The 24,876-nt window shown below is 57.5% G+C and carries 19 protein-coding genes and 1 tRNA gene; 13 read left to right on the forward strand and 7 right to left on the reverse strand.

The window, feature by feature from the left end; genetic code table 11:
- Window positions 1-37 precede the first annotated feature (37 nt).
- From VEH04_06810 to VEH04_06820, 3 genes are read left to right on the forward strand one after another with little or no spacing between them, the layout of a single operon-like run.
- Window positions 38-1,099 carry a polyprenyl synthetase family protein gene (locus tag VEH04_06810; GenBank protein HYG22478.1) on the forward strand — a complete coding sequence of 354 codons (1,062 nt, stop codon included), beginning with the start codon at window positions 38-40 and terminating at the stop codon, window positions 1,097-1,099.
- Window positions 1,096-1,773, forward strand: a complete 678-nt coding sequence (locus tag VEH04_06815) for a sigma-70 family RNA polymerase sigma factor (protein ID HYG22479.1) — start codon at window positions 1,096-1,098, stop codon at window positions 1,771-1,773. Before VEH04_06810 ends, VEH04_06815 begins: the two co-directional genes overlap by 4 nt.
- 33 nt (window positions 1,774-1,806) lie before the next feature.
- Window positions 1,807-2,289 (forward strand): hypothetical protein, encoded by a 483-nt coding sequence (locus tag VEH04_06820; protein HYG22480.1) that lies wholly within the window; start codon window positions 1,807-1,809, stop codon window positions 2,287-2,289.
- Between the two features lie 159 nt (window positions 2,290-2,448).
- Here the strand turns inward: VEH04_06820 and VEH04_06825 are convergent, their stop codons facing one another.
- From VEH04_06825 to VEH04_06835, 3 genes are all read right to left on the reverse strand, one after another.
- Window positions 2,449-3,660: a CvpA family protein gene (locus VEH04_06825; protein HYG22481.1), complete on the reverse strand. Its 1,212-nt coding sequence runs from the start codon at window positions 3,658-3,660 to the stop codon at window positions 2,449-2,451.
- Window positions 3,661-3,739: 79 nt separating this feature from the next.
- Entirely contained in the window at window positions 3,740-6,280 is a 2,541-nt protein-coding gene (locus VEH04_06830) for a response regulator (GenBank protein HYG22482.1), read from the reverse strand.
- Window positions 6,281-6,436: 156 nt separating this feature from the next.
- Window positions 6,437-7,720, reverse strand: a complete 1,284-nt coding sequence (locus VEH04_06835; protein ID HYG22483.1) for a Gfo/Idh/MocA family oxidoreductase — start codon at window positions 7,718-7,720, stop codon at window positions 6,437-6,439.
- 321 nt (window positions 7,721-8,041) lie between these two features.
- On the opposite strand from VEH04_06835, the gene coxB reads away from it, so the two are divergent.
- From coxB to VEH04_06875, 8 genes are all read left to right on the forward strand, one after another.
- Entirely contained in the window at window positions 8,042-8,992 is a 951-nt protein-coding gene (coxB, locus tag VEH04_06840) for a cytochrome c oxidase subunit II (protein ID HYG22484.1), read from the forward strand.
- Window positions 8,989-11,553 carry a cytochrome c oxidase subunit I gene (ctaD, locus tag VEH04_06845; GenBank protein ID HYG22485.1) on the forward strand — a complete coding sequence of 855 codons (2,565 nt, stop codon included), beginning with the start codon at window positions 8,989-8,991 and terminating at the stop codon, window positions 11,551-11,553. The genes coxB and ctaD overlap by 4 nt, the downstream gene beginning before the upstream one ends.
- The gene (locus tag VEH04_06850; protein HYG22486.1) at window positions 11,550-11,936 is read left to right on the forward strand and encodes a hypothetical protein; all 387 of its coding nucleotides are present in this window, start codon (window positions 11,550-11,552) and stop codon (window positions 11,934-11,936) included. The genes ctaD and VEH04_06850 overlap by 4 nt, the downstream gene beginning before the upstream one ends.
- Before the next feature lie 3 nt (window positions 11,937-11,939).
- Entirely contained in the window at window positions 11,940-12,566 is a 627-nt protein-coding gene (locus tag VEH04_06855; GenBank protein ID HYG22487.1) for a cytochrome c oxidase assembly protein, read from the forward strand.
- Window positions 12,563-13,732 (forward strand): c-type cytochrome, encoded by a 1,170-nt coding sequence (locus tag VEH04_06860; protein HYG22488.1) that lies wholly within the window; start codon window positions 12,563-12,565, stop codon window positions 13,730-13,732. Before VEH04_06855 ends, VEH04_06860 begins: the two co-directional genes overlap by 4 nt.
- Window positions 13,732-14,748 (forward strand): sodium:calcium antiporter, encoded by a 1,017-nt coding sequence (locus tag VEH04_06865; protein HYG22489.1) that lies wholly within the window; start codon window positions 13,732-13,734, stop codon window positions 14,746-14,748. Before VEH04_06860 ends, VEH04_06865 begins: the two co-directional genes overlap by 1 nt.
- Window positions 14,745-16,382, forward strand: a complete 1,638-nt coding sequence (locus VEH04_06870; GenBank protein ID HYG22490.1) for an alpha-amylase family protein — start codon at window positions 14,745-14,747, stop codon at window positions 16,380-16,382. The genes VEH04_06865 and VEH04_06870 overlap by 4 nt, the downstream gene beginning before the upstream one ends.
- A gap of 61 nt (window positions 16,383-16,443) precedes the next feature.
- Window positions 16,444-17,436: an SDR family oxidoreductase gene (locus VEH04_06875; GenBank protein HYG22491.1), complete on the forward strand. Its 993-nt coding sequence runs from the start codon at window positions 16,444-16,446 to the stop codon at window positions 17,434-17,436.
- Window positions 17,437-17,474: 38 nt separating this feature from the next.
- Here the strand turns inward: VEH04_06875 and VEH04_06880 are convergent.
- Window positions 17,475-17,562 (reverse strand) — tRNA-Leu (locus VEH04_06880).
- Window positions 17,563-17,736: 174 nt separating this feature from the next.
- Between VEH04_06880 and VEH04_06885 the strand changes: the two genes are divergently transcribed.
- On the forward strand, window positions 17,737-19,839 hold the full coding sequence (locus tag VEH04_06885) for an alpha/beta hydrolase-fold protein (GenBank protein HYG22492.1): 2,103 nt from the start codon (window positions 17,737-17,739) through the stop codon (window positions 19,837-19,839).
- A gap of 286 nt (window positions 19,840-20,125) precedes the next feature.
- Window positions 20,126-21,760 carry a sigma-70 family RNA polymerase sigma factor gene (locus tag VEH04_06890; protein ID HYG22493.1) on the forward strand — a complete coding sequence of 545 codons (1,635 nt, stop codon included), beginning with the start codon at window positions 20,126-20,128 and terminating at the stop codon, window positions 21,758-21,760.
- Window positions 21,761-21,816: 56 nt separating this feature from the next.
- On the opposite strand, the gene VEH04_06895 is transcribed toward VEH04_06890, so the two are convergent.
- From VEH04_06895 to VEH04_06905, 3 genes are all read right to left on the reverse strand, one after another.
- The gene (locus VEH04_06895) at window positions 21,817-22,545 is read right to left on the reverse strand and encodes a hypothetical protein (protein ID HYG22494.1); all 729 of its coding nucleotides are present in this window, start codon (window positions 22,543-22,545) and stop codon (window positions 21,817-21,819) included.
- Window positions 22,546-22,937: 392 nt separating this feature from the next.
- Entirely contained in the window at window positions 22,938-23,918 is a 981-nt protein-coding gene (locus VEH04_06900; protein HYG22495.1) for a hypothetical protein, read from the reverse strand.
- Window positions 23,915-24,580, reverse strand: a complete 666-nt coding sequence (locus VEH04_06905) for a class I SAM-dependent methyltransferase (protein ID HYG22496.1) — start codon at window positions 24,578-24,580, stop codon at window positions 23,915-23,917. Before VEH04_06905 ends, VEH04_06900 begins: the two co-directional genes overlap by 4 nt.
- Window positions 24,581-24,876 lie beyond the last annotated feature (296 nt).

Genomic DNA, 24,876 nt, shown 5'->3' on the forward strand with positions numbered 1-24,876 from the left:
TTGACTTGATCTGAGCCCAACTTTAGATTGCTCGCGCATGTTAGCTGCTGAATCCAACGTGGGGACGGCGCCTGCTACCGAGGGTTTAAGCTCAGAAGCAGCGTTATCTTGGAAGCAGATCGTTGAACCCGTAGAACCGTTCCTCGAAGCCGTTCATCTTCGCCTTCGCAAGCAGGTCGATGAGTTCGATCCAGCAATCGCGCCTTATGCCGAGTATTCGCTGAATGGCAATGGAAAGAATCTTCGACCCGCGTTAGTCGCTCTTTCCGCCAATTCACTGGGAAAGATGTCTGATGCCCACGTGACGGTTGCGGTCATAATCGAGATGGTTCACCTCGCAACTCTCGTTCACGACGATGTGATGGACGAGGGAGAGATTCGGCGGGGACGCCCCACCATGGCGGCAAATTGGGGTAATGAAATTGCGGTGTTGTTCGGCGACTGCCTTTTTGCGCAGGCCTTGAAGCTGGCGGCAAGTTTCCCAACTCCAGAAATCTGCCGCGCGGTCGCAATGGCCACCAACACCGTCTGCTCGGGCGAAATCCTTCAAACTCAGCAACGTCGCAACTTCCAATTTTCCAAAGGGGAATATTTCCGCGTGCTGGAAATGAAGACGGCCGAGTTGTTTTCCCTCTCCTGCGACCTCGCCGCTTTTCTCGCGGGCGCCACACCCAGCCAGCGCAATGCCTTGAGGCAGTTTGGAATGGTTTTTGGAACTGCCTACCAGGTTTACGATGATTGCGTCGATTTGTTTGGATCGGAAGCCGTTGCTGGCAAGTCCCTTGGAACCGACCTCGCAAAAGGAAAGCTGACGCTGCCGATGCTCCTGCTCTGGGAACGGGCGACCGATCCCGAGCGCCGCCAGCTCCAGGAACTGATTCGCGACTGGAAACCGAGCGGATTTGCTGTCGTAAGTGCCATGCTGGCCCGATACGATGCGCTCGCTCCTTCCGCGGAGACGATTCACCAGTATCTTCTCAAAGCCCGGCAATTGCTCGGGACCTTGCCCGAATCCCATGGCCGCGCGTCCCTGCTCGGCCTGACCAGCTATTTGGATCGCCAAACGGATGCGCTCACGGCGCCTGACATCGGTCTATGACGATTATGACCGATCCGGAAACCGGCAAAGCGCCGAAAGCCCACGCTCCGGAGCCGGCAATCCCCGCGGGTCCAGTCGCTGCCGAGGAATCATCAAGCGCACCTGCTTCGGATGAAATGCAGTTGGTCGCACGGGCGCGCAAGGGTGACATGGCTGCTTACGATGACCTGGTCCAGCGTTACCAGCAGCGTATTTACGCCACCGTATATCACATGACGGGCAACCATGAAGATGCCAACGATCTCGCGCAGGAGGCGTTCATCAAAGCGTATCACGCGCTCAATTCTTTCAAAGGCGGTTCCAGCTTTTATACGTGGGTCTACCGGATCGCGGTGAACAAAACGATCAACTTCCTCAAGCAGCGGAAGAATCGCACCCACTTGAGCCTCAACGATTTGGACTTCAACGCGGAGAATGATCCCGACCTGGTTTCATTGATATCCGACAAAACGCCACGGCGTGAAGTGAACCTGACGGAATTGCAGGAAAAATTGAACGAGGCCATGCAACGCCTGTCAGAACATCATCGATTGGTAGTGACGTTGCACGATGTGCAGGGCCTGTCCCATGAAGAAATTGCGAAAATCATGGAATGCAATATTGGAACCGTCCGCTCACGGCTCTTTTATGCCCGCCAGCAGCTTCAGGGTTACCTGTCCGATTATTTGAAGTAGCTAGTGAGCACATTGTTTTTTTGAGCACGTTGTATGAACCCGGATTCACAAGACTTTAAGCAGTTGCGTCAGCTTCTCGCCCTCAAACGCCACGAGCAGCCGCCCCCCGGATACTTTCACCATTTCTCCCGCGAAGTCATTGTGCGCATCAAAACCGGGGATTCGGGCGAAAAAGTTCCGTCGAGCTGGATCGAGCGCCTTTGGGCGATGTTGGAAGCCAAGCCGATCTTTGCGGGCGCACTCGGTGCCTCCGTATGCGCGGTTTTGATATCGGGGTTTGTGAATGCTGAGGAGACCGCCGGGGTTGCCACGGCAACCGGATTGCAGCCGCTTCCCAGCGGCGGTCATGGCGGCTTTACTCCCGGTGTCGCAATGGCTTCCGCCGATGCGCTTTCAGCAGACGAACCGACGCTGAATACCAGTCCTGCAGAGGCCAGCCTTGAAAGCCTTTTCGAATTCCGCCCGGGCCGCCTCAACGCCCTTCCCGCAAACAACTGGGTGGTGCCGGCAAATTGAATCCGGTCTATGAAGCCGGTCTAGAGCATCACGCGGATCGCCGTCCCCTTATCAACGCGGAAGAGATCTTTGCAGTCTCGGCCTTATCCCGGGTCCCCCCTCATACGAGCCACACGAGCGGGCTCACGTGTGCAGCAGGACATCGCGGCGCCAGATCCCCTATTCTTCGCGCGAGAATGCCAGGCCGAGCAGTTCTCCGCCAGTCACCTGCAACCGGCTGCCGTGAATCTCCGCAGACAATTGTTCAGTCTTGCCGTCAATCGTCACCGTGAACTGATACGTCCCGCTCTGCTCCTTCCACTCGCCCTGGTTTGATTGGATATTCGGGGCAAGGGTGCCGGACCGGGCAAAAGGAATGCCCTTGAAGAATACCTGCTGCTCAGGCGTGACAATGAGAACTCCGCCCGACGCTGCCGCTGTCAAAAGCGCCTTGCGTTGCGCCATTTCTCTCGAGGACATCGTCGGCTTTTCGCGGCGAAACAGCCCCAGACTGCCGTTCACATCAAAAGTCCATCGTCCGAGGATCCGTTCCGTGTACTTTGTCGATGTTCCATTCGTAAGGAACCCGTGAAGATCCTTCAGGTTCGGCAAGATCGCCGATTCAATACTCTTAACAACCTCGCGGTTGTTCAAAATGGCCTGGACCTTCGGATATTTCAGCACCTCGGAAATAGAGGCGCCCTGCTCGCGCAACTGTGAGAACCCTTCGTCATTGGCGAGGTCCTGAAGCTCCGGCCGCTCCGCCAGACCAAGCAACCCGGGATAACGCTGAAGCCGCTGCTCCAACGCAGGTGTCTGGAAGAGCAGGCCCGCCACGTCGGCGGCATCATAATATTCAGCCGGCGTGTCATCGACGGATTTGGCGACTTTCGACATTCCTGTCCCTTGCAGGTCTTTTCCGAGCCGATTCACCATGCGCACGCTCCGCGCATCGGAATCAGTCTGCGCCTGAAATGTCCAGTAGCTCAGCATGTAAATCGCCTGCGAGACCAAAACCATGTATGCGATGGCATTCAAGGTGCCCAGGCACATTCCGAGCCTTGAATTCAACCGTTCCCAAAGTGCCAGCCGCAGATCCCCCGCCTTGTATTTGTAATGAACTTCAACCTTCTTGTGGATGAACAGCCCCGCGACCTTCGAAAGGGTCAAGATAAGGACAAAGACCAACAGCGCAGGAACAAACCAAAGCAGGACGGGGTTCTTCATTCCTATCGCGCTGAACACCGGCTTGAGAAGATTTCCAATCGGTCCGGCGAGCAAAGTTCCGAGGACAATTCCCACAAACGACGCAGCCACGCGTATGGCACCTTGACGCAACCCGAGGCCAATCAACGAAGCCACCAGCAGCACGGCTAAAATCCAGATCGTCATGCAGTCCAGTTAAATTCATTCGCCGCAAAGGGCAATTGGAAAATGCCGGCGTCCACGATCATTACGATCCGTCGTGCTGTCACTTGTCGCGGAACGGCAACAAGTGAACCTTCGTCTGGCTGAAAGCCTGGTCCAATGCCTGCGCCAGTGTCGCGGCCTGATCCAGCGCTCCGGCGCGCCCCAGCTCCTCCAGTTGCTGCGCCAGTTCCACGACCCGCTTCGCGCCAAGGTTCAAGCTCATGCTTTTCAACGCGTGGGCGTTGAACGCCAGCTTCACTGGATCCTTCAAGGAATCGTGGATCATCGCGATCCTTTGCGGCGCGCCTTCGAGGAATAAATCCACCAATTCGCGCACGATGCTGACGCCGTTTGACGGCGGCATTTCGCCTAGTTCATCGAGAATCGATTCATCCAGGAATTCGTGGCGTGGTGCGACGGGTGCCCGAAGCAGGAAGGCGGTTTCGAACTTCCGTTTGCGCGCCGGCCCCCAGCGTTCCAAGGCATTCTGCAATTCCGCGATGCGGACAGGCTTGGTGATGTAGTCGTCCATTCCAGCCTCCAGGCACTTCTCGCGATCCCCGAGCAAAGCGTTTCCCGTCATGGCAATGATGCAGGGCCTCTTCTCCTGCGGCCAGCGGCTGCAGATCTGCCGCGTTGCTTCAAGCCCATCCATTTCCGGCATTTGCACGTCCAGAAATATGATGTCATACGCCTTTCGTTCGAGCGCCTGCAGGACTTCGACGCCGTTGTTCGCAACGTCTGCGCGATATCCGAGCTTCTGCAGCACGCTAAGGCCGACCTTCTGATTGATCGGGTTGTCATCGGCGAGAAGCAATCGCAGTGGCAGGCGCTGTGCAAAACCCGCATCCAGAACGGGAGCAGTCGGCGCCTTCTTTTCCCGCTGCAATTGGATGTTCAACGCGCGACAAATCGCATCGAGCAACTGGCTGGGCCTGATGGGCTTGTGAACGTAAACGGTAATGCCGGCCTTCATCGGCCGTTCGTCATCCCCACGCAACCGGACCCCGGATAACAAAATCATCGGCATCTCGTCCGACTCCGGCACTTGACGCATCTCCTCCGCGAGAACCAGTCCATCCTTGCCCGGAAGCTGCATGTCGATGATGGCAACGTCGAACGGTCCTTTCTCCCGCACCAGGGTCATCGCCGAATTGCTGTGCCCCGCCACCGAAACCGTCATTCCCCACTGCTCCGCCCGATGACGCATCAACCCGGCATTGGTGGAATTATCCTCGACGATCAACAATCGCTTGCCCACGAGTTGCGGTTGTTGCGACTGCCAGTGGGCGGGTGCGTTGGCCTGCGCGGCTCGTACCGCAATGGTGAAATGAAACGTGGCGCCACGCCCTTCAGCGCTTTCCACCCAGATCTTCCCACCCATCAATTCCGACAGCCGCTTGCAAATCGCAAGGCCAAGGCCGGTCCCGCCGTAATGCCGCGTGGTCGATGCATCCACCTGCTGGAACGACTTGAACAACCGATCCTGCTTGTCGACTGCGATGCCGATGCCCGTGTCGTGAACGGAAAAATGCAGCAACCACTGCTCGGGATGGCGAAGGAATTCAGTGTCCTGTTTGTGATTCGGCTCGAGCACGCGGGTGCCGCGGGCGGTGGGACGGACCTGGATCACCACCTCGCCTTCATGCGTGAACTTCACTGCATTGCCAACCAGGTTGACAATGATCTGCCGCAGGCGGGTGACATCGCCCACGAGGATCTTTGGGATCGCATCGTCGACGAGGTATGCGAGATCGAGATGCTTCTCCGCGGCCTTCGGTGCGAGCAGATCCAGCGCTTCCTCCACGCACGTGTGCAATTCGAAGGGATGATGTTCCAGTTCCAGTTTGCCCGATTCAATCTTGGAGAAGTCCAGGATGTCGTTGATGATCGTCAACAAGGCGTCCGCACTGCTGCGCGTCGCCTCCACATACTCGCGCTGCTCATCCGTCAACTCCGTGTCCAGCAGCAATGCCGTCATTCCGATAACGCCATTCATTGGCGTTCGGATTTCATGGCTCATGTTCGCGAGAAATTCCGACTTCGCGAGCGTGGCTTCCTCCAGTTTCTGGTTCAGTGAGATCAGCGCCCGGTTGCTTTCAATCCACTGCTGCTGGCTCTCGCGCAGCGCGCGATACGCCGCGTCCCGCTGCAACTGGTTCAAATACGCCTTGGAGTGGTAACGAATCCGCGCAATCAACTCGATCCGATCGGGCAGTTTGATCAGGTAATCGTTGGCTCCGACTGCAAACGCATGGCTTTTTACGTGCGGGTTGTCGTTGCTCGACAAGACGATGATCGGAGTCTCGCGCGTCGGCGGATTCGCCCGAAACTGGTTCACCAGCATCAATCCGTCCGCATCCGGCATCACGAGGTCGAGCAAGATAACCGTGGGCTTCAACTGGTTCGCTGCCGCAAGTGCATCGCCGGCCTTCTGGCAAAAATGGAAATCGATGTCGGTCTGGTTGGCGAGTGCCAGCCGGATATTTTCGCTCACCGAAGGCTGATGATCCACCAGCAGGACAACAATGTGATATTCGGGAGAAGGCAGCGAATGGCCGGAGAGCAGCGGCTGGGGGCAATTGATGGGTTCGTCGGCCATGTGTCTGTGACGCTCCGAAACTAAAAGTTCACCGGCCGAACTCAAGACCGATCTGCTGCGGTGTTGTGCGGACGAACGTCCGTACAAGCGACAGCATCGGCCTCAAAAGCAAAGGCGCTGAGCCTTCGCCCAGCGCCTTGAAAATCCGCGAAACTCTTAACCTTTCGCTGCCTCCCCAGGAATCGGGAAAACCTCCTGCGGCGCGACCACCTTTCCGCTCTCAAAATCGGCAGCCGATGGCGAAAGAGAAAGATTGTACCATTGCGAACTCGTATTGCTGACGAGATCGCTCCAGCGCACGAGCTGCCCTGTGTAGGCAGCGATGCGTCCCATCAAGGCAGTCAGCGTCGATTCCGCAACGTCACGCGTTTCGTTCAGCGGTTTGCCTTTCACAATACTGTCAAGCAGATCCACCTGTTCCTGGACCTGGCCGTTGTTGTGCGTCTTGAACTCAGGAATTTTCAACCCCCCGAGCTTCGCCGATTGCATGCGGCCGCCGCCATACGTCGCTCCTTCCGTGCCAATAAAGAATTCACCCACGGAATCGTAACATCCATTCACCTGGCGGCACATGCTGTGGATGTGGCAATCCTCGCCGTAATTATAATCCACGCTGAAGAAATCAAACTGGTTGCCCGTCTGCCGCCGCGCGCGCGAGCCGAATCCAACCGCGGAGACTGGCGTCCGCCCGATAAACCAGTTCGCCACGTCGAGGTTGTGAACGTGCTGCTCGACGATATGGTCACCCGAGGTTTCAACGAAGCTCGTCCAATTCCGAATCATATAGCTCGCGTCAGTGTCATTTTCCTGGCGCCTGCGAAACCAGAGGCTGCCCATGCACCAGCTGACTGTCCCGCCCGTGATCCGGCCAATCGCGCCTTCGGCGATCGCACGCTGGTTCCGCATGTAATTTCCGCTGTGGCGCCGTTGCGTGCCCGCGACAACAGACAATCCCTTTTTTTGAGCTTCAGCGCCCAGCTCGATGACCTTGCGCGCGCCAACGGGATCCACCGCCACGGGTTTCTCGATAAAAATGTGTTTTCCCGCTTTGACCGCGGCTTCGAAATGGACGGGTCGAAAATTCGGCGGTGTCGCGAGAACAACGATGTCCACGGGCTGCGAAACGAGATCGTGGTATGAGGCAGGTCCCGTGAAGACGCGTTCCGCGGCAACGTTGTACTTCTTGGCGGCGGCCTGTGCCCGGTCCGGCATGAAGTCCGCCAGCGCATAGATTTCAATTTCGTGGCCCAGTATCTTCCCGGCTTCGGTGATATCATTCATGGCGCCCGTGCCGCGTCCACCGCAGCCAATCACCCCGATTCGGAACTTCCGTGGCGCATTTTGAGCGCTGATATTGAATAGCGGAACGGTGGAAACGGCTGCGCTGGCGAGGGCCACGCTGTTGATAAATTTTCTGCGGGAGAGGTTGGACTCGTTCATAGGTTTCTGTTTTTTACCGGCGGTTGGAGCCGGATTCGGTGTTCTTGGATTCAGCAACAGACGCAGCGCGCGTTCGGCGGGTGACAGTCAACGGCTTTGCGCGGGTCCGGTGCAATCTCACGCGCCAAGGGAACACGAACAGCACCAACGGCTCAAGCCCCATTCGCGCGATCAAGCCAGCGGCTTCCGCCGGCCTCACGGGCAATCAACCCACTTCCAACTTCAAGCACCACACGCAAGCCTCGGTCACCGATGCGGAGCCGGCGCGCAACACGACCTCATCTGATTTCTCGCACATGGCGCGGATTCTCCTGCGTTGCCATGGGTTTATTCAGCGGATGCTCCGGCCCTCAGTCCGCGCTCGATCCCGCCGGCCCACAGGCGCAAAGCCTTGGCGCACTCTTTTGGTGGATGACCGCCGGCACCGCCATTATCTGGCTCGCCATGATCGCGCTGACGATCTACGCGATCCGCGTCGAACCCGATCCCGCAAAGAATGCGGGGCGCAGTCGGATGTTGATCGTCGTTGGGGGAACGCTGATCCCAACTGTCGTGCTGGCTGTTTTACTTACTTACGGTCTTGCAATGCTGCCCGCGATGGTCGCACCCGCACCCGCTGGAAGTCTGCGAATCAGGGTCATTGGCGAACAGTGGTGGTGGCGGGTGCAGTATGAACGCGAGGGGCGTCTCGTCGAACTCGCCAATGAAATCCGGATTCCTGTCAACGAACCCGTGCAATTCGAATTGATGAGTTCCAATGTGATCCACGCATTCTGGATTCCGTCCCTCGGGGGGAAGCGTGATATGATTCCAGGTCGCGTCATTCCGATCGCGCTGACGGCAAGCCGGACAGGATTGTTTCGCGGCGTTTGCGCCGAATATTGCGGCGCGTCGCACGCGTTGATGAGTTTCATCGTCGAAGTCATGGAAAAGCCGGCGTTCGAAAGCTGGCTTGAACAACAGGCCGCTGACGCAAGGATTCCTTCCAACGACGACGCGCTCCGCGGGCAACACCTGTTCGTCGAAAACGGTTGCGGCGCCTGCCACACCGTTCGAGGAACCCCTGCTTCTGGAACGATGGGCCCGGAACTGACGCATGTCGGAAGCCGCTTCAGCCTCGGCGCAGGTGTGCTGACGAATGACCTTTCCGCGCTTGAAAAGTGGATCGCCAGCCCCGACCGCATCAAACCTGCCGCGCACATGCCCGCTTTCGGGATGCTCCCTCCCGCTGATCAGCGCGCGCTGGCCGCATACCTGAAAGGACTCGAATGAGCCGGCGGCGCGAAAACGAACCAGGTTCACCCGATCGCGATATCTCGCCCCTCACGGAGGCACCGCCAGCAGAGTTGCAAAAGGCGCAACAGAATCGACTCCGCGCAGTGTGGCAATCGCCGCGCGGATGGCGGTATTGGTCCGATGTCAACAACACGCAGGTCGGAGTTTGGTACACCGCGACGGCGTTCCTCTTCTTTCTCTTCGGCGGCGTCCTCGCACTGCTCATCCGAATACAACTTGCAGTTCCCGGAAACACATTCCTCTCGGCGGACACCTACAACCAGGTCTTCACGGTGCACGGTTCCGTGATGATGTTCTTATTCGCGATTCCAATCTTTGAATCCATCGCCGTGATTTTCCTCCCGCAAATGCTCGGCGCCCGCGACCTTCCATTTCCCCTGCTCTCCGCTTTTGGTTATTGGTGTTTTCTGCTCGGCGGAATTTTTCTTTGCGGCTCCATCTTCTTCGATGCCGCGCCCAAAGGCGGCTGGTTCATGTATCCACCCCTCACGTCGCAATATCAACCTGGCTTGGGCGTTGATATCTGGCTGCTCGGCTTTTCATTCATCGAAATTGCTGCGATCGCCGCCGCGGTCGAACTGATCGTAGGCACCTTGAAATGCCGCCCGCCTGGAATGCGCATCAACCTCATCCCGCTCTACTGCTGGTATGTACTCGTCGCAGCTGCAATGGTGCTGTTCGCGTTTCCACCGTTAATTGCAGGAAGCATGTTGATGGAGGTCGAACGCGCCTTCAACTGGCCGTTCTTTGATGCAGCACGCGGGGGAGACCCCCTGTTGTGGCAGCACCTGTTCTGGCTCTTCGGACACCCAGAAGTCTACATCATCTTCCTGCCAAGCATCGCGATTGTGGCAATGATCGTTCCCACCTTCGCGCGCCGCCCCATTGTTGGTTACAGTTGGATCGTCCTTGCCGCGATTGGCACGGGCTTTCTCAGCTTCGGGTTGTGGGTGCATCACATGTTCACCACCGGCCTGCCCGGGATCTCGCTGGGATTGTTTTCAGCCGCAAGTGAAGCTGTCGCCATCCCGACCGGCGTCCAGATCTTCTGTTTCATCGCAACACTTGCCGCTGGGAAGCTCGCGCGCTCAGTTCCGATGTTGTTTATCTTCGGCGGCATCGCGGTCTTCATCATCGGCGGCCTCACGGGAGTGATGGTCGCGCTCGCACCGTTCGATTTTCAGGCGCACGACACGTTCTTCGTTGTCGGGCACCTTCATTATGTCCTGATCGGTGGCGCACTGTTTCCCATCATAGCAGGCTGCTACTATTTCTTCCCTCTCATCAACGGAAAGAAACTCTCGGACAAACTCGGCAAAGCCGGCTTCTGGCTGATGTTCATTGGCTTCAACATCACGTTCCTGCCCATGCACATCACGGGATTGCGCGGCATGGCCCGGCGTGTTTTCACATATCCCGAAGGAATCGGCTTCGATGGATTGAACCTGGTGTCCACCATCGGGTCTTTCATCCTCGGCACGGGTATCGCCGTGGTTGCGTGGGATCTCATCCGGCCCAAACGCAAGCAGCCGTTTTCGGAACAGAATCCCTGGAAAGCGGGAACGCTGGAATGGCTCCCGCATATGCCTCCCGAATCGTGGGGCGTGCGGTCCATTCCTGAAATTGACAGCCGTTATCCCCTTTGGGAGCAGCCTAATTTCCAACGCGACGTCGATGAGGGAAGATTTTATCTGCCCGACGCAGAAGAAGGAAAACGCGAGACTCTCGTCACCTCTGTCATCGACGCCACCCCGGTGCAATGCCTCCGCCTTCCGTTTCCCAGTTGGAAGGCGCTCGTCGCTGCGCTCACGATGGGAGGATTCTTCATCTTCGGCACCTATCATTGGTGGTGGCCTGCGTTGATCAGCGCCGTGGTGGCCACGTTCGCTGTCTGCTACTGGCTTTGGACGGGAACCGCTGTGATTCCCGAAAAGGAAAACAAAGACGTCGGACTCGGCCTCAAGCTGCCCTTGTACCTTTCGGGCCCCAAATCGGTGAGCTGGTGGGCGATGTTCATCACCATGCTTGCTGACTTCACCGCGTTCGTGAGCCTCGTGTTCGGTTACTTTTTCTATTGGACGATCCACGAGAATTTTCCGCCCGACTCCGCCAGGGGGCCAGGGTTGTTGTGGCCGTCCCTTTCAGCGGCTCTGCTTCTGGCTGCGTGGGGTGCGACGCTTTTGAGCAAGCGATGGAATCGTCTGGATCGCGCAATGCCTTTCTACGTGGGAATGGCATTGGCCGTGGTGCTCGCGGTGGCGGGCGCTGGCGCAATGATCGCGGGACCACTGCAAACGGGGCTTGATCCCAAAGCACACGCGTATTCCGCAATCGTCTGGCTGCTGGCCATCTGGGCAGCGTTCCACGTTATCGTTGGGGCCGTCATGCTCCTTTACTGCATCGCGCGCCGAATGGCGCAACGCCTGACATCGAAACACGACATCGATATCTGGAACGTCACGCTCTACTGGCACTTTGTGGCAGTCACAATTGTGATCACAGTTGCAGTCATCGGCGGATTTCCACTGGTCAAATGAAATCGAGCGATCCAGTCGCAGAGCCGCGTCAGAGCCTGTGGCTTCTGGTGATTTCGCCCATCATCTGGTCGGTGCATTTCCTTCTGTGTTACATAACCGCCGCAGTTTGGTGCGCAAAATATGCAGGGCCGGACAAATCACTGGGACCCGTTCGCACCGCGATATGCACCTACACAATACTGGCTGTCATAGGAATCGCATTCGTCGCCTTTCGCGGCTATCGCAAACATTCCCACGGAACCGCGGCCTTGCCGCACGACGACGACACGCCCGAGGATCGTCATCGGTTCCTCGGCTTTGCCACGTTGCTCCTGTCTGGCCTGAGTTTGATCGGAACCTTGTTTGAGGCGCTCGTGCTCGCCTTCTTTTGGAAATGTCACTAGGCCGTGAAAGTTAGTCTCGTCATCATCGGCGCCGCGGTTCTGCTCTTCGCATGGGCGGGACTCGGGCCATTCGCCGAACGCGCGTTCTTTGTCCACATGACAATGCACATGGCCGTCGTCGCAGTCGCGGCGCCGCTCATCGCATTGGGTATCGCGGACAGCCATTGGGATCCCGTGCGGCGCTGGCCCGGATTTTTTGCGCCAGTGCCTTTGTCGATTGCCGAGCTGATCGCGGTTTGGGCCTGGCATACTCCCGGATTGCATCACCTCGCGCGCCATACTCTCGGCGGATTCGTTGCCGAACAGGCAATCTTCCTGATCGCAGGATTGCTGGTGTGGTTGTCGGCATTCGGCGGCGCGCGCGGGAATTTCAATCGCACGGGCGCCGGAATTATCGGCCTTCTCCTGACCTCGATGCATATGACCTTGCTCGGCGCACTGCTCGCCCTGACTCCGCGTGCACTCTACGAACATCATCAGGGTTTTCATTCCCTGACCGCGCTCGGGGACCAGCAACTCGGGGGCGCCATCATGATTCTGATTGGAGGTGCGTCCTACCTCGCGGGCGGATTATGCCTGAGCCGGGGCTTGCTCCGGGAACGCGTGACGAAAACGGAATTCATCGCATGAAGCGCGAAGTCGAAACACACGGTCGCGATGCACGCTCTGAAAAGCGACAAACCCGGCGCCGCTGGGTGATGCGCGGCGTGCTGATCGCAGCGTTGCTTGGCGCCGCCGGATTTCTTCTCGCCGCTTCCGGGATCATTCCGATCACGGCAAGTTCCCGTCATTGGGCGATCACGCGCTGGTTTCTGAACTTCTCCAAGGAGCGCTCCGTTGCGACGCATTCCATCGGAATCAAGGTTCCGCCTCTGAATGACGAATGGCGCATTCTGAAAGGCGCGGGTCATTTCGAAACTGGATGCCGCCCTTGCCATGGCAGTCCCGACGTTCCGCAGCCGCGCATCGCATTTGCAATGACTCCGAATCCGCCGCCGCTCTCCACGCATGGACAGGATTTTGAACCCGCCGAACTATTCTACATCGTGAAACACGGCATCAAGTTCACAGGCATGCCCGCATGGCCTTCACAAAACCGTGACGATGAAGTGTGGGACATGGTCGCATTTCTGCGGAAGCTTCCCGAACTCGACGGCGAGCAATACCGGCGTCTCGTGCATGGCACCGCCACACCTGATGACGACGCCCCGTTGCAGGAACTCCTGCCGTCCAGGGGCACCCGGAACGTGGTCAGCCAGAACTGTGCGCGTTGCCATGGGAGCGACGGCAATGGCCGTGGGAATGAAGCCTTCCCGGCACTCGCAGGACAGAAGGAGCAATACCTTTATGCCTCGATGAAAGCCTATCTCGAAAAAAGGCGTCACAGCGGAATCATGGAGCCGATCGCTGCTGGACTTGACGATGCCGCAATGCGCGAAATCGCGCGCTACTACAGCGCCCTGCCGCGCCGTGCGTCCCCATCCACCAATGCCGCGGCCATTGCCCGCGGCGAAACAATTGCACTCCGTGGGATTCCCGCGCGCCGTGTCGCCGCCTGCGCGCAATGCCATGGACCGTCACCTGTCGAATCCAATCCATTCTATCCACGCCTTGCCGGGCAGTATGCCGGTTATCTCGAACTTCAACTCGGCCTTTTTCAAAAGCGTGCGCGCGGCGGGACACCTTACTCGCACGTAATGCATTACACCGCCGACACACTTTCAGCCGAAGAACGGCGGGACGTGGCGCTCTACTATTCGTCCCTCGAATACCAAACAACGGAGGATGAACCTTGATGCTCTGGCTCCAGTTCCTCGCCTGCGCCGCACTGATCACCTATACCGGTGCGAAGCTCTCACGCTACGCCGACAAGATCTCTGAGATCACCGGGCTGGGCCACACGTGGATCGGTGTCGTGCTGCTGGCGTCTGTGACGTCGCTTCCAGAACTGATCACGGGCACGACCGCGGTTGCGTTGCACCAACTGCCGGACATCGCCGCCGGCGATGTGCTGGGAAGCTGCATGATCAACATTGCAATCATCGCGGCGCTGGATTTCATCTATCGCAAGGAACCGATCCTTGCGTCCGGCGACCGCGCTCACATTCTCAACGCAGCCTTTGGCATTGCCCTCCTCGCCGTCGCTAATATCTCACTACTGCTCGGGAATCGCGTTCCATCAATCGGATGGATTGGCATCTACACACCCATCCTGCTCGCCGGATATCTCCTAGCCGTCCGGATGTTGTTTCGCATGGAGTCTGGCCGGGATTCGGAAACAGAATCCGGCGATGAAGCCGAAGCAACCCGCCGCGCGTCGCGAAAGCGGGTGTATCTTGGTTTCTCGATTCACGCCCTGATGATCATCGCCGCCGCCACATGGCTTCCAAAGGTCGGGGAACGGATCGCGGAGCAAACTGGCCTGGAGCAGAGTTTTGTAGGAACACTCTTCATTGCCTGGTCCACATCCCTTCCCGAATTCGTTGTAACCTTCACGGCGCTTCGTCACGGCGCTGTTCATCTCGCGCTCGGAAACCTGTTCGGCAGCAATACATTCAACCTGGCAATTCTCGCGATCGAGGACATTGCCTACACCAAAGGACCGCTCCTCGAAGCCGTGTCACGAAGCCATTCTGTCAGTTCCAACGCCGCCATTCTCATGACCGCGATCGCCGTGGTTGGACTGGTGACCCGCAGCAAATCACAGAAGCTTGGTTTCGGCCTCGCTTCCATCATGTTGTTCATCGTTTACGCCAGCGGAACCGCCATCAGCTACATGATGGGTCTAGGCAGCGCGGAGGAGTCACAATGAACTGCCGCTGGTACCAGGAAGCCGTAATCTACAGCCTCGACGTCGATACGTTCAAGGATTCCAACGGCGATGGCATTGGCGATTTCGAAGGGCTTCGCCAAAGCTGCCGCTATCTCGCAGCCCTGGGAGTGAACTGCTTGTGGCTTCTGCCGTTCTATCCCTCGCCGAACCGTGACAATGGATACGACGTAACCGATTACTACAGCGTTGACCCACGCCTGGGCACCATGGGCGACTTCGTGCAATTCACGGATGAGGCGCAAAAACACAAGATGCGCGTAATGGTCGATCTTGTGCTCAATCACACCTCGCGCGAACACCCCTGGTTCAAGGAAGCCTGCCGCAGCCGAACATCCCCCTTTCACAAATACTACGTGTGGCGCTACGAAAAACCGCCGGACACCGCGCACGAAGCCATCTTTCCGCCTGAGCAAAAGGGCATCTGGACTTACGAAAAACAGGTCAAGGCCTGGTACCTGCATCGGTTCTATTCACATCAGCCCGACCTCAACATCGACCATCCCCCAGTGCGCGAGGAGATGAAGAAGATCATGGCGTTCTGGCTCAAGCTCGGAGTCGCGGGATTCCGGGTCGATGCTGTCCCATTCCTGGTGGAGCTTCACGGTATGCGCGACGGCAAGCCGCACCAGGCGCTCAACTATGACTTCCTCGAGGAATTCCGGACCTTTCTGACATGGGTCAAGGGCGACGCCATCATGCTGGCCGAGGCGAATGTGGGGCGGCTGGATCAGCTTGAATATTACGGCGATAACAATCGCATGCACATGGTGTTCAACTTCCTCGTAAACCAGGCGCTGTTCCTCTCGCTGGCCCAGGAATCAGCACAGCCGCTCGCTGCAAGCCTGGCGGAAATGCCGCCCATTCCAGAGCAGTGCCAGTGGGGCATGTTCCTGCGCAATCACGACGAGCTTTCCCTGGATCGCCTTTCCGAAGAGCAGCGCGAGATCTGCTTTTCCCGCTTCGCCCCGCAGAAACGCATGAGGATTTTCGCGCGCGGCATTCGCCGCCGCCTCGCTCCGATGTTGCGGGGTGACCGTCGCCGTCTTCTCCTCGCCTACAGCCTCCTCTTCTCCCTGCCCGGCACTCCCGTTCTCTGGTACGGCGAGGAACTGGGGATGGGCGACGACCTGCGACAGCCCGGCCGGTTCAGCGTCCGCAACCCGATGCAGTGGTCCTCCGAAACCAATGGCGGATTCTCCAGCGCGCCGAAAAACAAACTGCTTCGACCTGTCGTGGACACGGGAAACTTTTCGTATCGGCACGTGAATGTGGAAAGCGCACAACGCGATCCCGGCTCGCTGCTGAATGCAGTTGAACAGATGATCCGCGTGCGACAGCAATATCCGCAATTTGGTTGCGGAACCTTTCGCCTGCTTCCCACAAATCGGCCGCGACAAATCCTGGCGCATGGATGCGGCGGCGACGAAAACCTCATGGTGGCCATTCATAACTTCACGGGCACCGCACAAAAGGTTGCGCTGCGAATGGATCACGTCACACGAGGCATTGCTTCCGATGCCCTCCGCGGCGAGGAACATTCCATCACCCAAGGCCGCTGCGATTTCAAAATGGAACCGTTTGGTTATCGCTGGGTGAGAATCAGAAGAATGTGAGAAACCAAAATCACGACCGCTCATGCGGGCAGCATGAACGATCCAAGCCATCTTCAGCTTTATGAAACGAATTGTTGTCATCACAGGCGCTTCGGCAGGAATCGGACGCGCGACCGCTCGAGCCTTCGCTCAGGACGGGGCCGACCTTGCCCTTCTTGCGCGAGGCACTGACGGGCTCGATGCAGCGCAAAAGGAAGTTGAGGCAATGGGACGCCGCTGCATCATCATTCCTCTCGACGTGGCAGACGCATCGGCCATGGAAACCGCGGCGGAACAAACTGAGCGCGAGCTTGGACCGATCGACGTGTGGGTGAACAACGCAATGGTATCCGTCTTTTCGCCCGTCAAGGAAACGCCGCCCGAGGAATTCAAACGCGTCACCGACGTCACATATCTCGGTTATGTGTATGGCACGCTTGCGGCCCTCAAACGAATGTTGCCGCGCGACAGGGGCGTCATCGTGCAGGTGGGTTCTGCTCTGGCGTACCGGGGCATTCCATTGCAGGCCGCGTATTGCGGTGCAAAGCACGCGATCGAGGGTTTCTGCGATTCGTTGCGAACGGAACTGATTCACGATCGCAGCCGCGTGAAGGTGACCCTGGTGCAGATGCCCGCTGTCAACACGCCCCAATTCGGATGGGTGAAGAGCCGCCTTCCCAATCGCGCGCAACCCGTTCCGCCCATCTTTCAACCGGAAATTGCCGCAGATGCAATCCTCCACGCATCCAGGCATCCGAAGCGCGAATACATTCTTGGCTGGCCATCATTGAAAGCGATCTGGGGGAACAAAGTGGCGACGGATTACGCAGACCGCGTCCTGGCGAAAAAGGGAATTGCTTCCCAACAAACCGATCAGCCCGAAGATCCGGATCGTCCTCACAACCTCTGGGATCCCGTGGCGGGCGATCATGGCGCGCACGGGCGTTTCGATGCGCGCGCCTCCCGCTGGAGTTTTCAATGGTGGCTTTCGAAACATCGTTATCCTGTTCTCGGAGGTCTCCTCGCGGCGCTCGTTGCAACCGCGCTAGTGAAGACCCACCGCGGGAATCGATGAGCAGCGGAAACGGGCGGGAGCGAACGGGAAGTCGGAGTTGGTACCGGTGGTCGGACTCGAACCGACACGACTTTTTAGGGTCCCAGGATTTTAAGTCCTGTGCGTCTGCCATTTCGCCACACCGGCGTGAACGATGTCACTGTAATGCGCCCAAAGTTTCCGGCAAATGCTATCACATCGTCGAGCAGGAAATCGGCAAGTGAACCAGCGCTGCTGTGGGCGCAGGGACTTTGCCCTTTGGTTGAAAGGGCTCGATTCTGTATTGTTTCGGAACGGGTAATAACCGCGCGCCAACTCACAATGAAACCATGGACCCACAATTCCAGGAACTCCTGCGATCCACGCTCGATCCCGAAATCTCCCGCTGTGCAGGATGGCGAGCGTTTCTTTGTCGACCGGCTCTGGCCGCGCGGAAAGAAAAAGGCGGCGCTGGCTCTCACCGACTGGCTCAAGGAGGCGGCGCCCAGCCACGATCTGCGCAAGTGGTTCGGCCACGATTCGAACCGTTGGCAGAAATTCCGCCAGGAGGCGATTTATGCAGGAAGTCCTTACAAAACGCGGCAGACACGACACACAACCAGTTCCATGACTCACCGATCCTTCGATTCGCTCACCGTTCGATCCATTGTAGTTGCCGCGATCTTCATTCTCATGCCTGGCCTTGCTCGCGCGCAAACTGCCCTCACCCTTGTGACAAACCAGGGCGCTCGGCTGATTTTCAAGGCGCAGCCGCGGGACGGCGCCTATCCAGGCGATCACAAAATCACTGTCATTCTGCCGCCCGGATATGAGTCGTCTTCAAGAAGGTATCCCGTGCTGTATTCCTTCGACACGCTCGACCTCAGCCGGGAACGCGACGCACTGATACGCGAACGATTCATCGAGCCGATCATCCTCGTGGCTGTCGATAACCGCACACCCCGTTCACGACGATACGATTTAACTCCGACGCAAATACCCGGAATATCGGAGCCAACCGGAGGACTCTCCAACTTCATGAAGGTCCTGATTCACGATATCAAACCGCACATCGATGCCCACTTTCGCACCTTGCCCGATGCTTCCAACACCGGCGTCACGGGTTTTTCATTGGGTGGCTTGGCGTCGTTTCTGATTGGAACGCAGCATCCGGAAATCTTTGGCCGAATCGGTGCGATGGAACCGGCTGTCTGGTGGGGAGGCTCGTGGGCTTCTGTCGAAAACTTTCGGGACCGTCCGTTCAAAGCCCAAAAGCCGCGGATATGGATCATGGGATCAGAGTTGGACTCGGCAAATGCTTGGAAGGCTATTCGACTGACCGCCGCGACCTTTTTGCAAAAGGGCTGGGTTGAAGGCGACGAGCTTGTATTTTACCAGGTTCACAACATGACGCATGGATGGGCGTCCTGCGCGACGCAAATCCGTGACATGCTGTATTTTCTCTTCAGGACCAAAAAACCAGAACTCGTCGACGCACGTTTGAACATTACCCACGGCGATCAAAACAAACCTTTGCGGCTTTGGGAAACCGGCGAATACGCGAACCTCTGCCTGGACCTCTTCTATCGCGGCGGATTCCGCGCCACCGCCATTGCACCCGCGTTAATTTCGAGTGATCCGAAAATTGTGGCCGTTGGCAATCCTGCATTGGGCCAACTGTGGCCGCAGGGAAATGGCTGGGCGACAGTCTCCAGCAAATACAAAGGGGTAAGGTCATCCCTCGATGTGGAAGGTTTCGAATGGAGAGATCATCCGCGTTTTCCGATTGTATCGAATGATACTGACGTGCGGGTCGACGGGGATCTCGCCGAATGGACGAAGCTTCCGTTCTCCTCGACCCGGGGGCGCGATCACTCCGCATCGACGAACGGTTTCGAGTTCAGTGTCTCGATGAATGCGTCAAACCTCTACGTCGCGGTTCAAGTCAAGGACACCTTCCTCAGCTTTCAGCCGACCCTCGGTGAGAAATTCCATCAGGATGGCCTGGAAATCACGGTCGATCCCCGTCCTGATCCCGTCCGGTCCATGGGCAGGGGCTACGAGAAATACTTCGACTTCATCTGCATCCGGCTGGCGCCGAGCGAAACCACCGCCGAGGTAATCCTCTCGCGCTACGACCAGTTCCTGCCGCCCGTGCCGGTTGGCGTTGATGTGGCGATCGGGAAACGCGAAGCAGGTTATTCGGTCGAGATCTCGATGCCCCTGCGTTTGTTGCAATCCATTTATCGGGACGCTCCAAAAGGATTTCATTGGAACGGGTACAAACCGGGGTCGGATGAATCGCAATCGGCGGACTGGGAGCGGTTCCGTTTGAACATCGGCCAATACGACAAGGACAGGGAGGGCAAGATTCAGGAGATTTGGTGGCAGCCGCCATGGGACGGACCCAACAACTTTCCGGGCTCCGGCACTTTCACCCGCTGATATTCACCAAATCATGCGCGTTCGTTGGCGACCTCGCGCGCTGACTCGCACTAACGGCGCATCCATGCGTGGAGTCCTCATTGACTCAGAGCTCCCCGACGACGTCATCGTTCATTTACTTCATCTTGCGGTTCCGTTTCCTCATCCCCGCGTGATGACCAGCCGGGACAACTCCTGTGTCCCCGTTGATTCGCCGCTACAGGACTTCACGGCGCTTATCAGTATGTAGAAAAAACTCTCCGATTCTTTGTCACCTCAGCGCGTGATCTGACCACTTATGCGCGATATGATGACCACCACGATGTCCCCGCGGGCCAACAATGATGCAGACCTGGTTTCCGAAAGCCTGGCGGGGAATCGCGACGCCTTCGGACAGATTGTTTCGCGATATCAGTCGCTCATTTGCTCGCTCGCATACAGCGCCACTGGAAGCCTCGGCGCCAGCGAGGACCTCGCCCAAGAAACCTTCATCACCGCATGGAACCGGCTGCGGCACCTGCGCGAAAAAGACAAGCTGCGCGCGTGGCTGTGCGGGATTGCTCGGAATCGGATCAAAAATAGCCTGCGACGCGAAGGCCGCGACCCTGTCCGCACTGCCGAAACCCTGGACGCCCTCTTCGAGTCGGCTTCGCCGGATCCACTGCCGCACGAACAAGCAATTGGAAAAGAGGAGGAAGCGATTCTCTGGCGCTCGCTCGCACACATTCCCGAAACCTATCGCGAACCGCTCGTCCTGTTCTATCGCGAACATCAATCCATCGAAACCGTCGCGCACTCTTTGGATTTGAGCGAAGACACGGTCAAACAACGGTTATCCCGCGGACGAAATTTATTGCACGAGCAAGTGCTTGCCTTCGTCGAACGCGCACTGGAGCGGAGCAATCCCGGCAGGACATTTACAGTTGGGGTGCTGGCCGCCTTGCCGGCGCTGACGTTATCCGCGCAAGCAGCCACGATCGGTGCCATCGCAGCCAAAGGAACAGGCACCGCCAAGACCGCGGGAGCACTCGGAGTTGGGGCGGTTTTTCTCGGGCCCGTGCTCGCAATTTTTGGAAACTACCTCGGCTATCGTTTAAGCCTCGACGGCGCCACTTCCGATCCGGAGCGCGCCTTCATCCGTAGGTTCTATCAATGGCTCCTGGGTTGCATCGTCGGTTTCATGCTCTTGTACCTGGCACTCTTCGCCGCAAGGACTCTGATCTCAGAGTTCAATCCACGGCTGTTCGTCCTGCTGTTGATCGGAATCGCAACATCGCAAGCGATCGGCCTCATCGCGTTGTGTTGCTGGGGCGCATGGCGCGAACGCTGCATTGCCGATGCGATAAAATCGGAGGCTCCGCCAGCGGCGCGGATCAAGCCAGCCTGGGAATATCGCAGCTCACTAACGCTGTTTGGCTGGCCCCTCGTGCATATTCGCATCGGTGGCGATCTCGCTGAGCGCCGCACGCCGGTCAAAGCATGGATTGCCGCGGGCGACATCGCGATCGGCCTGGCATTCGCGTTCGGCGGTGTTGCGATGGCTCCGATCAGTGTCGGCGGGCTTGCGATCGGGCTTCTTTCCTGGGGCGGATTCGCAGTGGGGATGGCTGCGTGGGGCGGCTTGGCACTCGGTGGGTTTGCGATGGGTGGATTGGCCTTGGGATGGCAGGCGTTTGGTGGATGTGCCATCGCATGGCAGGCCGCGGTGGGCGGCGCGGCGGTGGCGAAGGATTTTGCGCTCGGTGGGTTTGCCCATGCCGCGGAAGCTAACAATCAAATTGCTGCGGGGGTCATCGAACCGATGCCCTTCTTCAGTTCCGGCGGCTTCATTTTTCATCACATGATCTGGCTGAACTTGATCTGGGTGATCCCGACGGCGCTCTGGTGGTGGTTGCTGCGAATTGGCAACCGCCGAAACGCCAGCAGCCAGTGCATCCGGTGAAATACCGGGAGCCAACAATCCATTTCAGAACCTTTCAACGATTGTTGGAAAAAGTATTAATCTGCTTTGGGCCGCGCCATGTTGTTGCTTTCGCCGGCCGCTGCTCTTCTGGAAAAGAATGGAAATCTTAAAGCCGGCCACCGCGTCTTCGGTCTCGTCGGCGGCGTTTTCCACGACGGCACAGGATGATCCGCAATAGGCAAACATCCAGAGCATGAAATGGAATTTTCGGCGCTAAGGTATGCTGCCAGTTCCGATGGCATATCCACGGCCGCAGCCCGAAAATAGGAAGCCACGACAATTGCAATCGTCCGGTGAACCGCTTCATTGCGATAAACCAGATCGCGCTTGGAAAAGTGGATGGAAGGGTACGGGTTGGCTTCCCAGATGATCGGCATGCCCCGATGATCGAGGGAATAATCGAATGCGACAAAGTCCAGACCGAGCGCGCGTTTTGCCTTCTGAAATGCCGGGTGAAGACCGCACGGCGCATTGATGTAATTCAATTCCTCGGACCTGGTGATGTCGTTGACCACCCGATTACGACCGCGCGTTATCCATCCATGAGACACCTGAAGGTGATGCGCCACGCCGAAATCACCGGCCACTACGTAGCGGTATTTGCGATAGAGTTTGTCTGTTGGGCTCGACGAATCGATTAACTCGACGGCAACGGGCCGCGTGAATTCCCGCAGCGGAATCTTGCGCGCCTCGTCAGGAGTATCAGCACGCACCATCTGCTTCCCATGGCCAAAATCCTCTCGAACGAAGAAAGGAAATTGCAATCCGAAGAAAGATTCATGAAAAGCTTGAGGGTCGGTGATCCGAAACGTTTTCGGAGTACGCAATCCCGTTTCCCTAATCAGCTCCGAACCCTGCAACTTGGCGGCCCGGCTTAATCGATCCACCCGATTGATAATCGGAATCCCAGCTTGATCACATCGCGCTCCCAATTCGACTGCATGGCGGTACGTTCTTCCGGACCACGCCTCAACGGGATCCTGCAACCATGGAATTAATAGTCGGTATTGGTTGGATGCGCGAAGACGGCAGGGCAATTTTGCGGTTTCGAATCGGGAACGATGCTCCGGCAGATTTTCCGCAATCCAGTCCAATATTACATCATAGAAACCACGATAACGCCGGGCGTGATAAACAATCAGAAATTCGCAGGCCTTCATGGCATGTTGACCACTCGTCCTTCAGGGGAACCGTCTTCAAGCCGGGAGGCGAAGTATCTTCTCAGATAACGGTGCATTGCTGGCTTGTCCGTTGCCCACCGCCAGGCCCCATCTTTCCCCAGAGCAATATCCCTCTGCGGATCAAATTGGTGCTCCCGAAGGCCCCGATGTCTTTCTTGAGGCATGCGATCGCTCAACTCTCCATGCCAGAGATGAAGGACAGTGCCCGATATACAGGAAACCCTTTCCTGCACGTCGTTGTGAAAACGCAGCGCCCAGTCCTGATAATATTCGCGCTGGCGGGCATTCAGATGATGGAGTTCAACCACGATCTCGGGCCGGTTAAACGCTGCGCAAACGAGGGCCGTATCGCCTCCGCCAATGATCGACGCGTCATACCATCCATGCCGTTCAAGCACCTCCCGGCGCGCGACCCACGCCATTCCGCTGGCCGGAGTTCCAGCCGCACGACGCATTACAGCTCGCATGAACCCTTCAAAGGATCCGCGTTCTGCCAAAGCAGCTCCCATCGCAGGTTGCGCGACCCATTCCGGATTCACTTCAAATCGTGATACTCGTGCTTCACGAGATGCGTGAACCACCCGGTTGAACGGTTGCAACAAAGGGACCCGCTGCAATTCCTTTACGGCGCGCTCGATCCATCCAGGATCGTGGAAGAGCAAATCGCAATCGACCCACGCCACGTACCGGCAGGATTCAGGCAAACGAGACAATCCGTGGTTAAGCAAACGTTCCTTCTGCCACATCACGTCACCATCGGAACATTGAATCAGGATGTCCGCGTCCCCTTCCTTCAGAACAAACTCGCCTTCCTTTGCCAGCTCGACAGTGAGAAGCGGAGCGCCGATATGCTTTCGGAAATGTCGATAGTTGGCGAGGCGCCGTTCGTACCTGACAAAGTTGAAATACGTTGTGATGACCCACAACTCCGAGGAGGAACTGGCAGGCACGTTCATGGGAACAGCGTTTCCGCGGTCGGCTGCTTGCGCACCATGGTTAACCCATCGCCATACGGAACGTCGAAAACCTGATACCGCACATCGCGTTTCAGCTCGTCCATAAGGTCGCGAACCCTGTGTTCGTAAGATTTGTCCGGTCCGTAGATGCGTGAAGCGCGGACGACAATGCTATCGTGAAAAAATATTACTCCGCGTGCAGTAACCAGAGGTGCGAACGCTTCAAAATCGAACTTCGCCTGTTCATAGGAATGATAACCATCAATAAACACCACGCCGATCTCACCGAGGGCGCGATATCCCGGTTGATTCACGAACTGCTGAGTGGTGGCACAGTGGTGTTCAATATTTGTAACTCCAAACTTTGCGAAGTGTGCCTGCACGGCGGCCGGTTCCCGCCAAAAGCCATCCACGAGCGCGGGGTCGATGAATTGCACGGTGCCATCTCCGTCGTCCGACAGCGCTCGTCCGATCATCAAGGGCGCGAATCCGCGGTAAGATCCAATTACGACGGCTGTGGCAGGCTTGACGATCCGCGTTATCCCGTAATACAGCCACCCCAATCCCAGGTTCGCGGTTTCCCGCCTTTGGCCATGCCCCATCTGGGTCATGACTTCGTGTTCCAGGATATTTCTTACCCAGGTATCAAATGGTGCCCTCATAAAACGCGGAGGGTTTTACTGGCAGAATCCCCCGCTGGCAATGAAAAGCCTGCGGGAGCTCCGATGATTCGCGCGCCTCGACTGCATGCCACTGCGTGATTACCCATCCGCCAGCTTGACTTCGAATTCAGTGTCGGTAAGAACGCGCAATGGGAGAACGCGCAATGGGGTCGCATCTAAAACGTTGACAATTGCTTCTGAAGCTTCGCAACAAACCTCTGGCGCTCCGGGTCAGTCGCCAATAAAACTCCAAATCGCTTCACACCTTGTGCAGCCGCTTGATACTTCACACCGAC

It is taken from the genome of Verrucomicrobiia bacterium (assembly GCA_035629175.1).
Classification (GTDB): domain Bacteria; phylum Verrucomicrobiota; class Verrucomicrobiia; order Limisphaerales; family DASXHY01; genus DASXHY01.

Coding starts and splice junctions, on each gene's coding strand:
- VEH04_06835 (HYG22483.1), bottom strand. CDS start 7,720: ATGAACGAGTCCAACCTCTCCCGCAGAAAATTTATCAACAGCGTGGCC.
- VEH04_06885 (HYG22492.1), top strand. CDS start 17,737: ATGAAACCATGGACCCACAATTCCAGGAACTCCTGCGATCCACGCTCG.
- VEH04_06830 (HYG22482.1), bottom strand. CDS start 6,280: ATGGCCGACGAACCCATCAATTGCCCCCAGCCGCTGCTCTCCGGCCAT.
- VEH04_06865 (HYG22489.1), top strand. CDS start 13,732: ATGCTCTGGCTCCAGTTCCTCGCCTGCGCCGCACTGATCACCTATACC.
- VEH04_06900 (HYG22495.1), bottom strand. CDS start 23,918: ATGAACGTGCCTGCCAGTTCCTCCTCGGAGTTGTGGGTCATCACAACG.
- VEH04_06820 (HYG22480.1), top strand. CDS start 1,807: ATGAACCCGGATTCACAAGACTTTAAGCAGTTGCGTCAGCTTCTCGCC.
- VEH04_06860 (HYG22488.1), top strand. CDS start 12,563: ATGAAGCGCGAAGTCGAAACACACGGTCGCGATGCACGCTCTGAAAAG.
- VEH04_06825 (HYG22481.1), bottom strand. CDS start 3,660: ATGACGATCTGGATTTTAGCCGTGCTGCTGGTGGCTTCGTTGATTGGC.
- ctaD (HYG22485.1), top strand. CDS start 8,989: ATGAGCCGGCGGCGCGAAAACGAACCAGGTTCACCCGATCGCGATATC.
- coxB (HYG22484.1), top strand. CDS start 8,042: ATGGGTTTATTCAGCGGATGCTCCGGCCCTCAGTCCGCGCTCGATCCC.
- VEH04_06905 (HYG22496.1), bottom strand. CDS start 24,580: ATGAGGGCACCATTTGATACCTGGGTAAGAAATATCCTGGAACACGAA.
- VEH04_06875 (HYG22491.1), top strand. CDS start 16,444: ATGAAACGAATTGTTGTCATCACAGGCGCTTCGGCAGGAATCGGACGC.
- VEH04_06850 (HYG22486.1), top strand. CDS start 11,550: ATGAAATCGAGCGATCCAGTCGCAGAGCCGCGTCAGAGCCTGTGGCTT.
- VEH04_06890 (HYG22493.1), top strand. CDS start 20,126: ATGATGACCACCACGATGTCCCCGCGGGCCAACAATGATGCAGACCTG.
- VEH04_06810 (HYG22478.1), top strand. CDS start 38: ATGTTAGCTGCTGAATCCAACGTGGGGACGGCGCCTGCTACCGAGGGT.
- VEH04_06815 (HYG22479.1), top strand. CDS start 1,096: ATGACGATTATGACCGATCCGGAAACCGGCAAAGCGCCGAAAGCCCAC.
- VEH04_06870 (HYG22490.1), top strand. CDS start 14,745: ATGAACTGCCGCTGGTACCAGGAAGCCGTAATCTACAGCCTCGACGTC.